This window comes from Glycomyces mayteni, from assembly GCF_042428885.1.
Taxonomy (GTDB): Bacteria; Actinomycetota; Actinomycetes; order Mycobacteriales; family Micromonosporaceae; genus Glycomyces; species Glycomyces mayteni.
On sequence record NZ_JBHMBP010000005.1, the window covers coordinates 533,051 to 548,027 of the forward strand.

A 14,977-nucleotide genomic window follows, 5' to 3' on the forward strand; every position below is an offset into this window, starting at 1 on the left:
CCTAACCCGCTTCGAGAGCCTCGGCGAGTTCGCCGAGGCTCTCGCACTGCCAGTCGAACGCGTCGTCCGGGCCGGGCGGGTCGCCCACCGGGCGGCGCACGTAGGCCGTCTTCATCCCGATCGCCTGCGCCCCGCGCAGGTCCCACGCGTGCGCGGCGACCATGAGCACGCGCTCGGGTGGGCTGCCGACGGCCTCGACGGCGAGCCGGTAGACCCCGGGCGCGGGCTTGTACGTGCGGGCGTCCTCGGCCGAGAGCGCCTGGTGCCAGCGCAGACCGGCGTGCGCGGTGAGGTGGAGCAGCGCGGAGCGGTTGGCGTTGGAGAGGGCCAGGACGGGGAACGTGCGCGCGAGCCGTTCGAGGCCCGCGGCGGCGTCGGGCCAGGCGGTGTGGCGACGCCCGGCGCGCGCGAGCCGCGCGACGGCCGCGGCGTCGGCGACCTGGGCGTGCTCGGCGACGATCGCGGCGGCCTCCCCGTCGAGGACGTCGGCGGTCGCGAAGGGCCGCTCCCCCTTGACGATGCGGTCCTGCTCGCGCTCGATGTGCCGCTGCCACAAGGCGAGCAGCTCGGCGGTGTCACCGGCGGGCGCGGCCTCGGCGATGGCGGCGGTCAGGCCGCGCGGCTCGTCGACCATGGTGCCGAGGACGTCGAAGACGACGGCGTCGATGTCGGTTGCTCGGGTCATGCCGCAACGATAGGGGCCACGGAGCCGCGGATGACGAGGTGGGCGCCGAGGGTGGTGTGCGGGGGCGGGCCGCCGTTGCGGGCGTGTTCGAGGGCGAGGCGCACGGAGGTGCGGCCGAGTTCCTCGTGGGGCTGGTAGACGGTGGTGAGGTCGATGTCGGCGGCGGGCGGGAGGTCGTCGAAGCCGATGAGGGAGATGTCGCTTGGGATGGCGAGGCCGTGCTCCACGAGGGCCTGGCGGGCGCCGGCGGCGATCTGGTCGTTGGCGGCGAACGCGGCGGTGAAGTCGGGCGGCCCGGCCGAGAGGCGGGCCTGCATCATCCGGTAGCCCTCGTACCGCTCGAAGGTGCCGTCCACTTCGAGGCCGGGGTCGTGCGGCACGCCGTGGGCGGCGAGGGCGCCTCGGTACCCGGCGATCCGCGCGTCCGGGGTGGTGTAGCCGGGGCGGCGGCCGAGGAACAGGATGCGCTTGTGGCCGTTGGAGAGCAGGTGGCTCGTGGCGGCGAACGCGCCGCCGGTGTTGTCGTACTCGACCACGACGGCCGGGGCGTCGGGGCCCAGCGGCGGCCGCCCGCACAGGACGAGGCGGGAGCCGACGGCGGCGAGCGCGTGGGCGTAGCGGCTCATGCGGGCCTTGTACTCGTCGTCGGCGTTGACGTTGCCGACGAGGATCACGGCCTCGGGGTGCTGCTCGCGCATGAACTGGACCATGGCGAGCTCGCGTTCGGCGTCGCCGCCGCTGGTGCCGATCTGGCACAGCCGCCCGTCCTCGGCGGCCTGGGTCTGGACGCCTTGGGCCACATGGGCGTAGTGCGGGGAGATCACCGAGTTGACGATGATCGCGATGCTCTTGCGGGTGGTGCCTTGGAGGGCGCGGGCGTGGTGGTTGGCGACGTAGTCGAGTTCCTCGACGGCGCGCATGACCTTGCTGCGGGTGGCGGGGGCGGCGGGGTAGGTGCCGGAGAGGATGCGCGAGACGGTGGCGACCGAGACGCCCGCGCGTTCGGCGACCTCGCGGATCGTGGTCTGGCGTCTGCCGTCTTTGTTCTCGCTCGCCTTGCGCGCCAAGCTGTCCGCCTCAGTCTCAGGGGTTGTTTCAGGGTTTCTGCAAACGGTTCCTGAAACAATGATCGCCCGTGCGGCGCACCGGTGTCAAGGACGGGGCCGCGAAGGGCGGGGCGGGGGCGACCCCTCAGACGCCCCCGCCCTCGTGAATCGCATATCCTATAGGATATAGGATATAGGACCCACGGCCGGAGTTACTGCTCGCTGGCGAACAGGGTCTCCGCCTCGGTGAAGAACAGGTCGGCGGCGTCCTCGGGGGTCATGGTCGCGTACTGCACCTGCTGGTAGATCTCGGTGAACTTCGCTTCGACGGCGCCCGCGGCGGCGGGCGGGACGACGGGGGCGCCCGCGAGGTGGCCCTCCACGGTGGCCTCGTAGTCGATGACGGCCTGGGAGGCCTCGTCGAGCTCGACGCTGTCGAGGGCGGTCTTGGTGGCGGGGATGCCGCGGTTGGTGCCGAGGATCTTCGCGGCCTCGGGGTCGCCGAGGAGGAATTCGATGAGTTTGGCGGCGGCCTCGGGCTGCTCGGTGTTCGCGCCGACCACGTACTGCATCGCGGGGCGCAGGTGGAGCGCGAGGTTGGCGGGGTCGGCGGTGGGCGGGGCGATGATCCCGAGGGTGCCGCCGCCGTCGGTGACGGTGGACCAGTAGCCGTTGACGGCGGTGTCCCAGCGCATCTCGGTGGCGATGGTGCCCGCGGCGACGCCGGGGGCGTTCTCGGCGGCGGTCTCCTCCGGGGAGGGCACGGACCCGTCGGCCTGGAGCGGCGCGGCGATGGTCCACCACTCCACGAGCTGCTCCTTGGTGAAGTTCAGGCTCGCGGCGTCGTCGGAGTAGAAGCTGTCGCCCTGCTGGCGCAGCCACAGCTCCGCGAGCAGGTAGGAGCCGGTCCAGTCGCTGCCGCCCCACTTCCCCTCGCCGAGGGTCGCGGTCAGGGTGCGGATGAGTTCGACGTAGTCGTCCCAGGAGTACCCGGCCTCGGGGACGGCGATGCCGTGCTCCTCGAACCAGTCGGGCCGGTAGATGAGGCCGAAGACGTTGGTGCCCACGGGCACGGCGATGAGCTGCCCGTCGAGCTCGGCGGTGTCGAGCACGCCGTCGCGGAAGTCGGAGGTGTCCACGACGCCGTCGAGGGGCAGGAGCATCCCGGTGCCGCCGAACTGGCGCAGGCGCGGGTAGTCCATCTGGAACACGTCGGGCAGGTCGCGGGAGGCCATGCGGCCGGTGAGGCTCTCCCAGTAGGCGGGGTAGTCGGCGAAGTTGGCGGCGACCTTGATGCCCTCGTTCTTCTCCATGAAGAGGTCCACGGCCTGCTTGGTGATGTCGGCCCGCGCTTCGTCGCCCCACCACTCGAAGCTGATCTCGATGGGGTCGTCGGCGGTCCCGGCGGGGCCCTCGCCGTCGCCGCAGGCCGCGGCGGCGGCGAGGGCGGCGGAGGCGGTGGCGCCGGTGAGGAGGGTTCGGCGGCGGATCGGGTTGCTCATCGTTGAACTCCTTTGCGAGGGGGTGGGGTGGGGGTTAAATCGTTTTAACTTGTGTCGCGGTCACCTTAGATCGCACGTTTGAAGGCTGTCAAGTCTCGGCCTGTCAAGCGGTCTGCTCCTCGCTCCCGGCGAAGAAGCGCGCCCGCAGCACGTGGCGGCCCGGCTCCAGCACGCCGGTGAGGACCGGCAGGACCGTTGCGGGCCAGTACATGTGGGTGCCGGGCATGGGCCAGACCAGGGACGCGGCGCGGTTGCCCGCGTCGTCCACGGCCTCGCTCCTGATCCCGCCGGAGACGACCGAGGCCCGGTCGTTGGCGACCGCCGCCTCATGGCCGTCGCGCGGGACGCACCAGCCGCCCTCCCCCGTGTGCAGCCGCCGCCCGGTCGTGACGGTGTGCGTGCGGGTGTGCCATCCGTCCTGCGACGCTTCGAGTTCGGAGGCCACCGTGACGTCGGCGAAGGGCCGCCACGTGACGGTGAGCCGCCCGCTCCAGTCCACCGCGCACGACTCGGCGCCCTCGCGCCCGCGCCAGTGGACGCCGTCCTCGGAGAGCACGAGCGCCCCGTCCGGCGCCGCGGCTTCGAGCCCCGGCCCGTCCACCGCGTGCGAGAACCCCGCGAGCGAGGAGTACGCAAGGCGCGCATAGGTGTCCTTGCCGCCGCGCATCTTCTCGCGCCACGCCTGCCCGTTCAGGCGCGTCACGTGCCCGCCCGCGTCGCGCACATGCACCGCGCCCGCGGCGGGGCTCGGCTCGGTGACGGGCCCGGGGACCTCCGCCTCGGCGGTCCAGAACGGATGGTCCTCCAAAGCGAGCAGCCCGGTGAAGACCTTCGCGGCCCACCACGGCGACCCGGCCGTCAGGTACTGCTCCGCGAGGAGGTCGTTCGGGTAGCCGTACCCCACCGTCAGCCGGTGGTCGGGGGTGAGGATCGGCTTGTCCCACCACCATTCGAGCAGGCGGCGGCTGAACCCCGCGGCCTCGCCCCACGGCACGGCCTCCACGTCGGCGGCGGCCAGCGCGCCCCACAGCGACCCCTGGGCGAAGCGGTAGCCCATGCTGCGGCCGTAGGGGACGGCCGCGCCGTCGGCGGCGAACCAGGAGCGGAACGCGCGGGCGAACTCGGCGGCGGGCTCCACGAACCGGTCGTCGCCGCCGAGGCGGTAGTGCAGGAGCGCGTAGGTGTGGATCGCGAAGGGGTTGTAGTAGTCCACGCGCCCTTGGGGTCCGTCTTTGAAGACGCCGTTGCCGAGGTGGAACTCGCCGATGCGGTCGAGGTGGGCGCGGGCGACCGCGGGGTCGCGGTCGGCGCCGACGGCGTCGAGGCCGTGGCCCACGAGCACCGGGAAGTAGTGCCAGTTGTTGTCGACCACTCCGGTCGTGTAGGCCTGCGTGAGCCAGGCGATGACGTGGTCTTTCGCCTTGGGCTCCAGGGGTTCCCAGAGCTTCTCGGGGGCGGTGGCGAGGGCCCAGCCGAGGGCGGCGGCCTCGACGCAGCGCTGGTCGCCGTCGTGGAAGTCCCCGGCGTACCAGTCGTCGCCGGGGTCGACGGCGCGGGCGAGCGCGGCGGTGACGGCGTCCCAGAGGTCGTCGGGGACGGCGTCGGCGGCCGCGGCCAGGCCCCAGAGCGGGCGCATGAGCTGCTCGAACCAGTTCTCGGCGTGGGAGTGGTTCGACATGGTCACGGGCATCGCGTCGGGGCCCTGGACGGCGAGGTCGGCGCCGGGCCGTCCGATGGCGAGGGCGGCGCGGCGCCAGCCGTTCCGGGTGTGGTCGAGCGGGCCGAAGGCCCGCAAGGGAGTGGTCACAGCAGGTTCAATCCATGGGGTCGGGCGGGGCCGCCGGGGCGGCCCCGCGGTGCGTCAGTAGGTGATCGGCGGCGCGGGCGGGGTGGTCATGCCCGAGCCGAGGTAGTAGTCGACGTGGTGGGACTGCATGTAGCCGTGGACGGTCATGCAGTTGCGGTACTCGGGGTTGTGCGCGAGCGTGTAGAGCCGGGTGGTGGTGGGCTTGTCGGTGGTGAAGACGATGAGCTGGTCGTAGGCCGTGTTGGTGTAGACGGCCTCTTCGCGCCAGTCGCCGAGGAGGTCGCCGACGAGGGTGGGCCCGCCTTGGGCGGCCTTGGCGGCGCCGTAGTTGGTGACGGTCTCGATGCGGGGCAGGCTGTTCGTGGGGGTCGGGTTGAGCGGGTCCCATTCTTCGAGCTTGCCGTCGTTGAGCAGTTCGATGGAGGTGTCGCCGTCCCACCAGAGGCCGAGCTGGGGCCAGGGGCGCAGTGACGTGTTCGGTTCGGTGAGGGTGTTGGAGGCGGCGTTGTAGAGGCCGTCGAAGGACCAGACCTCCATGCCGGGGTGGCGGGGGTCGACGTCGCCGGCCATGCCGCGGCCGACGTCGGCGGTGCCGGAGAGGACGTGCTGCCAGATCATCTGGCCGGTGGCGGCGTCGTAGTAGTACTCGCGCAGACCGGAGGCGTTGTCCTGCTGCACGCCGTAGCCTTCGAGGCCGGGGTTGGCGGGGTCCATGTCGGCGATGTGGAACCGGTCGCCGTGCTGGACGCCCTGACTCGCGAGGGAGTAGCGGAGGGTCCCGTCGCCGTTGAGCACGAACCCGATGTGGGCGATCTCGTCGGTGCCGTTCCCGTCGACGTCGACGATGCGGATGTTGTGGCCGTCGGCGGCGTCGGTGGAGCCGCGGTTCCACTTCCACTGCTGGGTGAGGTTCTGGCCGGACCAGGAGTAGGCGGCGATCATCATGTTGAACGCGCCGCTGCCGATGCGGTTCTTCATGGACACGACGAGGGACGGGCGCTGGCCGTCCAGGTATCCGACGCCGAACTGGGCGGCCATGGGGCCGTCGGCGAGGTGGTCCTGGGGGATGCCGGCGTAGTTGCGGAGCGCGCCGGTGCGGCCGTCGAGGATGGCGATCCACTGCCGGTTGTCGTCGGCGTGCGTCCAGGTCTGGCCGTCCCCGAAGACCACGCCGTCGGCGATCTTGAGGGCGACTTCGGCGTAGCCGTCGGAGTTGAAGTCGTAGACGGTGACGCCGTCCCAGTGGCCCACGTCGATGGTCGCGGACCCGGGCTCGATGTTGTCCTGGTTGGTGGAGTTGGGGCCGAGGTTGACGCTCCAGAGGAACTGGCCGGTGCCGGTGTACGCCTCGATGGACTGCGGTGAGGTCTGGCGGTCGACGACGTAGTCGTACTCGCCGTCGCCGTTGAGGTCGCCGGTCCAGGTGAACTTGACGGGGCCGCCGGAGCGCAGGGGGATGCGGACGGCGGGCTCGTCGGCGTGGTTGGCGGTGAGGGTGAAGGCGCCGCTGGGGGTCTGCTCGGCGCCGCCGACGACGGGGACGACGCGGTACGAGTTCGCCTGGGTGAGGACGGCGGCGGTGTCGGTGTAGTTGGTGCCGCCGGTGAGGACCGAGGAGTTGAGCTTGGTCCAGGCCCCGCCGTTCGCGGAGCGGTAGACGTTGAAGCCGATGCCGCCGGGGTCGAGGCCGAGGAGGCGCCAGGACACGAAGACGCTGGAGCCGTTGCGGACGGCGACGACGCTGCGGCCGAGGTCCTCCATGGTGCGCACGGTCGCCTGGGCCTCGACGGCGTCGGGCTCTTCGGCGTGGGTGGTCGGGGCGCTCACGGCGAGGGCGGCGGCGGCCGCGAGGCCGATCACCGCCCCGATCGCCGGGAGTCGCTTAAACGTTTTCATGATCGCTCCAAGTATGCCGGTGGATTGCGCGCGCCGCCAGACCCCGTAGCCGACATTCGTGTCGGCTCCATGCGGGCTACGCTCGATCGGTTGACGATACATCGATGTGTGACTATATTGAACCCCCTAAGTTAAAACGATTTAAGTCAGGACCCGTCCGCTCCCCCTTGGAGGCAACGTGACCAGCCCTTCCCCCGCCCCCGAACCCGCATCCGAACCGCTGTCCCGCACCGGGTTCAGCCGCCGCGGCGTCCTCGCCACCACCGCGGGGGTCGCGGCGGCGGCCGCGCTCTTCGAGGCCGCTCCCGCGCACGCCCAGACCGGCCCGGCCACCGACCCCGGCCCGGATTCGGTGCGGCTCAACTGGCTCGAAGGCGCCCCCGCCGAGTCCCCCGGCTCCACCTGGGGCGTCCCGTGGGGCCCCGGCCGCTTCGCCGCGGACCAGCGGTTCAAGCTCACCGGCGCCGACGGCGCGGCCGTGCCGCTCCAGACCTGGCCCCTCGCCTACTGGCCCGACGGCTCCTTGAAGTGGACCGCCCACGCCATCGGCCCGGCCGCCGTCCAGGAGTCGTTCACCCTCGAAGCGGGCGAGCCCGCCGAGGCCGAGCACACCGTGTCGGTCGCCAAGTCTCGCAACCACATCGACGTGGACACCGGCGTCGTGCAGGTCCGCATCGGCAAGTCCGGCGCCGACCTCATCAAGCACGTCAAGCGCGGCGACCGCACCATCGCCTCCGAAGGCCACCTGGTGAACATCACCCAGACCGAGGCCCCGAGCACCGAGTCCGGCTCGATCACCCGCGACCGCTACGCCAGCGACATCGACGAGGTGAGCATCGAGCAGGACGGCCCGCTGCGCGCGGTGATCCGCATCGACGGCACCCACCGCAAGACCCGCGGCCGCGGCCGCTCCTGGCTGCCGTTCACCGTGCGCCTGTACTTCTACGCCGGCGGCGAGTCGTTCCGCATGGTCCATACGTTCGTCTACGACTCGGACGGCGACGACTCATTTCTAGCCGGGCTCGGCGTCCGCTTCAAGGTCGCACTCTCGGACGCGATGTACGACCGGCACGTGCGGTTCGTGGGCGAGGGCCACGGCCAGCTCACCGAGGCCGTCAAGGGCGTCACCGGCATGAGGCGCGACCCTGGCGAGGCCGTCCGGAACGCGCAGATCGCGGGCACCGCCCTCCCCGATCCGTCCACTTGGGACCAGCGGGTGACGACGCGGCTCCAGTGGATCCCCGACTGGGGCGACTACTCCCTCACCCAGCTCACCTCCGAGGGCTACCAGATCAAGAAGCGCACCAAGGAGGGCCACGCCTGGGTGCCCGTGGACCAGGGCCGCCGCTCCTCCGGCTTCGGGTACGTCGGCGGGCCCTCCGGCGGGTTCGCGTTCGGCATGAAGGACTTCTGGCAGCGCCACCCCTCCGGGCTCGACATCCGGAACGCGCACACCGACGAGGCGAGCGTGACGGTGTGGATGTGGTCCCCCGAGGCCCAGCCGATGGACAACCGCTTCTACCACGACGGCCTCGGCCAGGACACCTACGCGAAGCAGCTCGACGCCCTGGAGATCACCTACGAGGACTGGGAGGCCGGCTTCGACACCCCCTACGGCGTCGCCCGCACCACCGAGCTCCTGTTCTGGGCCCTCGACGCCACCCCGAGCCACGACCGCCTGGGCGCCATGGCCGACGCGGTCCGCGCGCAGCCGCAGGTCGTGGCCCCGCCCGAGCACCTCACGGCCGCGGGGTCCTTCGGCGGGCTCGTCGGGCCCGTGGACCGCTCGCACCCGTTCAAGGAGTTCACCGAGGACGTGCTCGACGCGAACTTCCAGTACTACAAGGCGGCCCAGGACCAGCGGCACTGGTACGGCTTCTGGGACTACGGCGACGTCATGCACTCCCAGGACGGCGACCGGAAGGTCTGGCGCTACGACGTCGGCGGCTACGCGTGGGACAACTCCGAGTTCTCCACCGACCAGTGGCTGTGGCAGTACTACCTGCACACCGGCACCGCCGAGTCGTTCCGCTTCGCGGAGGCCATGACCCGCAAGACCACCGAGGTGAACACCTACCACCTCGGCGACTGGGCGGGCCTGGGCACGCGCCACGGCGTCATGCACTGGGGCGACTCGTCCAAGCAGGTGCGCATCTCCAACGCCAACTACTGGCGGTACTACTTCTACCTGACCGCCGACGAGCGCGTCGGCGACATCCTCCACTTCCTGCACGACTCCGAGAAGACCGCGCTCGTCCTCGACACCGGCCGCAAGATCCGCGACCCCGAGGCCGACCCGTGGGTCCCCGACCCCACCGCCATGGACATCGGCTTCGGCACGAGCTGGGCGGCGCTCGCGGCCGCGTGGCTCACCGAGTGGGAGCGCCGCGGCCCCGAGTGGGAGTCGTGCCGCGACAAGGTCCTCGGCACCATGGAGACGATCGCCGCCCAGCCCAACGGGTTCGCGCAGGGCAGCGCCCCGTACAACATGGAGACCGGCCGGTACGCCATCGCGGAGACCCCCGTGGTCGAGCGCTCCAACCTCTCCTCCGGGTTCGGCCGCTTCGAGATCGTGGCCGAGCTGCTCCAGCAGGTCGACATGCCCGCGTTCGAGGCCGACTGGCTCCGCTACTCCCGCTTCTACACCGCCACCCGCGCCGAGCAGGAGGCCGAGTACGGCGCGCGCTTCGGCGACCTGTTCCTGTGGGCGTTCTGCCGCGGCAACGCCCAGGTCTACGCCCGCACCGGCGACGAGGACCAGGCCCGCCACACCTGGAAGGTCTTCCGCACCCAGGCCGAGTACTGGCGCGGCGACTCCGCCACGTGGCCCGCGTTCGAGCGGGTCGAGACCACATTGAACCCGACCGACTGGTGGCCGCGCATGGCGACCAACGACGCCGCCCAGTGGGGCATGGCCGCGATCCAGAACCTCCACCTCGTGGGCGACTTCGTCCCCGACGAGTAGGCGCACGACCTGCCGCCGCGGCGCCGGAGACGGCGCCGCGGCCTTCGCGGCGGCATGCGGGGAACGGTGGTGGTCGCTCCCTACAATGACCCCGTTTCTCCGTCATTGCCCGGCAGGAAAGTGAACGAATCCACCATGAAGATCAGAGCGGCTCTGTGCTGCCTCGCCGCCTCGGGACTCCTCCTGAGCGCGTGCAGCGAGGACTCCGGCACCATCGACGAGCCCGACGGCTCCGCGACCTCCCAAGCGGCCGAGGAGGAGACCGAGGCCCAGGCGTTCGACCCGCCCAAGGCGTTCGACGCCGACGCGGGCGTGGCGCTCCCGGCCGAGGCCGTGCAGTCCAAGATGAACATCACCGGCGTCAACGTCCAGCCGCTCCCGGTCGCACTCGTCGGCACGAACGCGTTCATCGCCTCCGTCGAGCGCCTCCAGGTCGTGGACACCGCCACCGGCGAGGCCCTCCCCGACGTCGTGCCCGCGTCCGGCACGCCGATGAGCCCGCAGTTCGCAACGGGCATGGTCGGCGAGAACATGAACGAGCCCCCGCTCGTGGTCGAGTCCGGCGGCGCCTCCATCGTCGTCGCGCCGTTCCTCGTCACCGGTGCCGACGGCAACGACGACCTCGACGTGGTCGGCGTCGACGGCGCCACCGGCGAAGTCGTCTTCGACGTCGCGGTCGACGTGCCCGGGTCGGAACTCGGCGGCTACTCCTTCGCCGCCGCCGTCGGCGAATCCGCGGGCGTCGTCGTCATCAACGTCAGCGACCAGTACACCGTCGCCTTCGACACGGCCACCGAGGCGAAGGTCTGGGACAACCCCACGGCCCCCTCGGCCGTCACCGGCGACGTCGCCATCATCTCGGCCGTCGCCGGGGACTACACCTACGACGCGATCACCATCGCCGACGGCACCCCGCTGTGGCAGGGCAAGGACCTCGGCATCGCCGACGTCGACTTCGCCTCGATCCAGTCCGCGGGCCCGGACTACTTCCTGATCCTCGGCTCCAACCTCACGCTCACGAACGGCAACATGCCCTACGACTCCCTGTTCGCGACCGCCACCGGCGAGGTCGTCGCCCAGGAGGAGCGCGACATGGCCGGCGTGGAGTGCCGCCTCGACGGCCAGGAGACCGTCGTCTGCTTCTACCGCGGCCCCGACAACTGGGTGGCGGCCATGGACACCGCGACCGGCGAGTGGCTCTGGGACAGCGAGACCGGCATCCCCGGCATCAACGTCACCGCCGTGTGGCACGGCATCGCCTACGGCTTCGACGGGACCGTCCCGGCCGCCCTCGACGTGCGCACCGGCGAGCGCATCGAGCCCGCCCCGATGGTCGCGCCGTACGTCGTCAACGAGTACACCGCGGTCGCCGACACCACCACCGGCACGTGGGGCGACGGCGGCGTCTCGGCCTACCCCGCGATCGGCTAGGCCCGGAGAACTCCGCAAACAGGCATGAACCGCCCCTTCGGGGGCGGTTTTTTCGTGCCCTCAAACTCGAACTTAATAAAATCAACCTTCTAGAGTTGACACCTTGAGATTCTCAAAGTACAAATGAAGAAGGAACACCACCACCGACGAAGAAGGGGCCGAGATGGACTGGCAGGAGCTGACCGACCTGACGCGAGGGCAGGAGTTCGTCGTCGAGCGCGTCCGCCTCACCGAGAGCGGGATCGCCGTCGAAGGCGAGTTCGAGCCGCCGCAGCTGGCCCAGCTCAGCGCCGAGGACCAGGTCTTCGTGGCCGCGTTCGTCAAGTCGCACGGCTCGATCAAGGAGATGGAGCGGACCTTCGGGGTCAGCTACCCGACGGTCAAGGCCCGGCTCAACCGGATCGCCGAGCACCTCGACTTCGTGGACGCCGCCCCCGCCCCCGCCGGCGCCGACGTCATCGAGCGCCTGCGCCAGGGGGACATCAGCGTCGAAGAGGCGCTGGCGGAACTTGAGAGGTCCCGATGATCCCCCAACTGGTGACGGCGCGCTGGCGCCGCAAGGACGGCCGCCGCCGGCGGCTGTTCCTGCCCGTGATCCCGATCGTGCTGCTGCTGTCGCCGCTGCTCGTGCTCGCCGCCATCGGCGGGATCATCGCCTGCCTCATCTTCGATCTGCCGCCCTTCCGAACACTCGCCGGCGTCGGGCGAATCTTCTGGGCGCTGCCGGGCGCCCGCTTCGAGATCGAGCAGGGCCGCACGGCCGTGTTCGTCTCCGTCAGATGACGACACCCAGGAAACCGACAACACCCAGGAAACAGCGAAGGAAACCGGGAACCATGAACGAACAGCGCCGCCAGATCCTCCAGATGCTGGCCGAAGGAAAGATCACCGCCGACGAGGCCGAGCGCCTCCTCACCGCCGTCGAGACCGAGGAGCCCGAGGCCGCGCCCGCGGTCCGCGGGAAGCGCCCGAAGTTCCTGCGCCTGATCGTGGACGCGAACGACGAGCACAGCGGCGAGACCAAGGTGAACATCCGCGTGCCGCTCAAGCTGCTGCGCGCCGGGATGCGGCTGGCGGTCTTCGTGCCGCCGCAGGCGCTCGAACGCGCCAACGAGGAGCTCGTCAAGCAGGGCGTGCCGATCGACCTGACCGAGATCAAGCCGAACCAGCTCGAAGACCTTGTGGACGCGCTGGACGAGCTCACCCTCGACGTCGACCAGACCGACACCAAGGTCCGCATCTTCTGTGAGTGAGCGGCCGTGCTCGACCTGGGCCTGCTGCTCACCCTCTACCCGCCAGTGAACCGAGGAGCCATGAACACCCCCGAACCCGCGATCCGCATCAGCGGACTCCAGAAGTCCTATAAGGACCTTCACGTCCTCAAGGGCGTCGATCTCGACGTCGCCCGCGGCAGCATCTTCGCGCTGCTCGGGTCGAACGGCGCCGGCAAGACCACCGTCGTGCGCATCCTCTCGACCCTCCTCAAGGCCGACCAGGGCACCGCGGTCGTCAACGGCTTCGACGTCGCCGCCGAACCGGAGAAGGTCCGCGAGTCGATCAGCCTCACCGGGCAGTTCGCCGCGGTCGACCCGATCCTCACCGGCCGCGAGAACCTCGTCATGATCGCCAAGCTCCGGCAGGTCAAGGGCCCCAAGGAGGTCGCCGACGGCCTCCTGGAGCGCTTCGGCCTCGCCGGGGCGGGCGGGCGGCGCGTCGCCACCTACTCGGGCGGCATGCGCCGCCGCCTCGACATCGCGATGAGCCTCATCGGCGAGCCGCCGGTGGTCTTCCTGGACGAACCCACCACCGGGCTCGACCCGGAGGCCCGCATCGAGGTGTGGAACATCGTCCAGAACCTCGCCGACAACGGGACCACGGTCCTGCTGACCACCCAGTACCTCGACGAGGCCGAGAAGCTCGCCGACCGGATCGCGATCCTCCACCAGGGCGTGATCATCGTGAACGGGACGCTCGCCGAACTGCGCGAGCTGCTCCCCTCCGCGACCGTGGAGTACGTGGAGCGCCAACCGAGCCTGGAGGAGATCTTCCTCGCGATCGTCGGCGACAAGTCCCCCGTCAACGGCGAGAACACCAAGCAGGGCAAGGAGGAGCAGCGATGAGCACGCACACCGTCAGCAACGCGGGCGTCATGCTCGGGCGCTCGATGCGCCACATCACCCGCAGCCTCGACACGATCATCACCGTCACGATCACGCCGATCGCGATGATGCTCCTGTTCGTGTACGTCTTCGGCGGCGCCATCCAGGCGGGCACCGACAACTACGTGAACTACCTGCTGCCCGGCATCCTCCTGATCGCCATCGCGAGCGGCATCGCCTACACCGCGTACCGCCTGTACGGCGACCTCCAGTCGGGGATCTTCGAGCGGTTCCACTCCATGCCGATCGCCAGGTCGGCGGTCCTGTGGGGGCACGTGCTCACCTCGCTCGTGTCCAACCTGATCTCCGTGGTGGTCATCGTCCTGGTCGGGCTGCTCATGGGCTTCCGGACCTCCGCGGGCCCGCTCGCGTGGCTCGCGGTCGCCGGAATCCTCGTCCTGTTCACGCTGGCCCTGACCTGGCTCGCGGTGATCGCGGGGCTCTCGGCCTCCTCGCCCGACGGCGCCTCCGCGTTCTCCTACCCGCTGATCTTCCTGCCGTTCATCAGCTCGGCGTTCGTGCCCACCGACACGATGCCCGGCCCGGTGGCCTGGTTCGCCCAGCACCAGCCGGTGACCTCGATCGTGGACACGATCCGGGCCCTGTTCGCCCAGCAGCCGGTCGGGAACGACATCTGGATCGCGCTCGCCTGGCTGGTCGGCATCCTCGTCGTCGCCTACGCTTTCGCCATGGCCGTCTACCACCGCAAGATCGCATGACCGACACCGACGCCGTCGCCGGTTGGCTCGCGGAGGCCCAGGCCGCCGTGGTGCTGACCGGCGCCGGCATCTCCACCGAGTCGGGGATTCCGGACTTCCGAGGGCCGCAAGGGGTCTGGACCAAGAACCCCGCGGCCCAGTTCATGTTCACGATCGACAACTACCTGGCCGACCCCCAGGTGCGCCGCCAGGCTTGGGAGGCGCGGCTCGCGAGTCCGGTGTGGACCGCCGAGCCGAACGCGGGCCACCGGGCCCTGGTCGAGTACGAGCGCACCGGACGCCTCCGCGCGATCCTCACCCAGAACATCGACGGCCTCCACCAGGCCGCCGGGTCGACCGAGTCGCGGGTGGTGGAGCTGCACGGCACGGTCCGCGAAGTCGTCTGCCTCGACTGCGGCGACCGCAACCCGATGCCGGAGGTCCTGCCGCGCATCGAAGCGGGCGAGACCGACCCGCCCTGCCTGGAGTGCGGCGGCATCCTCAAGTCCGCGACCATCTCCTTCGGACAGGAACTCCTCCCCGAGGTCATCGAGACCGCGGTGGCCGCGACACGCGGGGCGGACCTGTTCGTGGCCATAGGAACCTCGCTCGGCGTCTACCCGGCCGCCGGGCTCTGCGACTACGCGATAGCACGGGGCGTCCGGCTTGTCATCATCAACGCCGAGCCGACTCCGTACGACGATGACGCGGATGCCGTTCTGCGCCAACCGATCGGAGAGGTACTGCCGCGTCTGGTGGCCGGGGCTGCGTAATTTTTGCGCTGAATT

Annotated in this window: 13 protein-coding genes; 8 read left to right on the plus strand and 5 right to left on the minus strand. The window is 70.6% G+C overall.

The window, feature by feature from the left end:
* Position 1: 1 nt before the first annotated feature.
* The 5 genes from ACFFXY_RS24050 to ACFFXY_RS24070 all read right to left on the minus strand — a co-directional run bounded on the left by ACFFXY_RS24050 (position 2) and on the right by ACFFXY_RS24070 (position 6,936).
* The gene (locus ACFFXY_RS24050; protein ID WP_382356599.1) at positions 2 to 685 is read right to left on the minus strand and encodes a haloacid dehalogenase type II; all 684 of its coding nucleotides are present in this window, start codon (positions 683 to 685) and stop codon (positions 2 to 4) included.
* Positions 682 to 1,752: a LacI family DNA-binding transcriptional regulator gene (locus ACFFXY_RS24055; RefSeq protein WP_382356601.1), complete on the minus strand. Its 1,071-nt coding sequence runs from the start codon at positions 1,750 to 1,752 to the stop codon at positions 682 to 684. Before ACFFXY_RS24055 ends, ACFFXY_RS24050 begins: the two co-directional genes overlap by 4 nt.
* 191 nt (positions 1,753 to 1,943) lie before the next feature.
* Entirely contained in the window at positions 1,944 to 3,233 is a 1,290-nt protein-coding gene (locus ACFFXY_RS24060; protein WP_382356603.1) for an ABC transporter substrate-binding protein, read from the minus strand.
* Between the two features lie 103 nt (positions 3,234 to 3,336).
* Entirely contained in the window at positions 3,337 to 5,040 is a 1,704-nt protein-coding gene (locus ACFFXY_RS24065; protein ID WP_382356605.1) for a DUF2264 domain-containing protein, read from the minus strand.
* A gap of 54 nt (positions 5,041 to 5,094) precedes the next feature.
* Complete coding sequence (locus ACFFXY_RS24070) at positions 5,095 to 6,936, minus strand: rhamnogalacturonan lyase family protein (RefSeq protein WP_382356607.1); 1,842 nt, start codon at positions 6,934 to 6,936, stop codon at positions 5,095 to 5,097.
* 220 nt (positions 6,937 to 7,156) lie between these two features.
* On the opposite strand from ACFFXY_RS24070, the gene ACFFXY_RS24075 reads away from it, so the two are divergent.
* The 8 genes from ACFFXY_RS24075 (at position 7,157) to ACFFXY_RS24110 (ending at position 14,962) form a co-directional block, all read left to right on the plus strand.
* Positions 7,157 to 9,901 carry an exo-rhamnogalacturonan lyase family protein gene (locus ACFFXY_RS24075; protein ID WP_382356734.1) on the plus strand — a complete coding sequence of 915 codons (2,745 nt, stop codon included), beginning with the start codon at positions 7,157 to 7,159 and terminating at the stop codon, positions 9,899 to 9,901.
* A gap of 135 nt (positions 9,902 to 10,036) precedes the next feature.
* A complete protein-coding gene (locus tag ACFFXY_RS24080) occupies positions 10,037 to 11,332 on the plus strand; it encodes a hypothetical protein (protein WP_382356609.1) in 1,296 nt (431 codons plus the stop codon).
* 163 nt (positions 11,333 to 11,495) lie between these two features.
* Positions 11,496 to 11,858 (plus strand): DUF2089 domain-containing protein, encoded by a 363-nt coding sequence (locus tag ACFFXY_RS24085; protein WP_382356611.1) that lies wholly within the window; start codon positions 11,496 to 11,498, stop codon positions 11,856 to 11,858.
* The gene (locus ACFFXY_RS24090; protein WP_382356613.1) at positions 11,855 to 12,115 is read left to right on the plus strand and encodes a hypothetical protein; all 261 of its coding nucleotides are present in this window, start codon (positions 11,855 to 11,857) and stop codon (positions 12,113 to 12,115) included. The genes ACFFXY_RS24085 and ACFFXY_RS24090 overlap by 4 nt, the downstream gene beginning before the upstream one ends.
* 53 nt (positions 12,116 to 12,168) lie before the next feature.
* Entirely contained in the window at positions 12,169 to 12,585 is a 417-nt protein-coding gene (locus ACFFXY_RS24095) for an SHOCT-like domain-containing protein (RefSeq protein ID WP_382356615.1), read from the plus strand.
* Positions 12,586 to 12,645: 60 nt separating this feature from the next.
* Positions 12,646 to 13,452 carry an ABC transporter ATP-binding protein gene (locus tag ACFFXY_RS24100; RefSeq protein ID WP_382356736.1) on the plus strand — a complete coding sequence of 269 codons (807 nt, stop codon included), beginning with the start codon at positions 12,646 to 12,648 and terminating at the stop codon, positions 13,450 to 13,452.
* Positions 13,449 to 14,210 carry an ABC transporter permease gene (locus ACFFXY_RS24105; RefSeq protein WP_382356617.1) on the plus strand — a complete coding sequence of 254 codons (762 nt, stop codon included), beginning with the start codon at positions 13,449 to 13,451 and terminating at the stop codon, positions 14,208 to 14,210. The genes ACFFXY_RS24100 and ACFFXY_RS24105 overlap by 4 nt, the downstream gene beginning before the upstream one ends.
* Positions 14,207 to 14,962 (plus strand): SIR2 family NAD-dependent protein deacylase, encoded by a 756-nt coding sequence (locus ACFFXY_RS24110; protein ID WP_382356619.1) that lies wholly within the window; start codon positions 14,207 to 14,209, stop codon positions 14,960 to 14,962. The genes ACFFXY_RS24105 and ACFFXY_RS24110 overlap by 4 nt, the downstream gene beginning before the upstream one ends.
* Positions 14,963 to 14,977 lie beyond the last annotated feature (15 nt).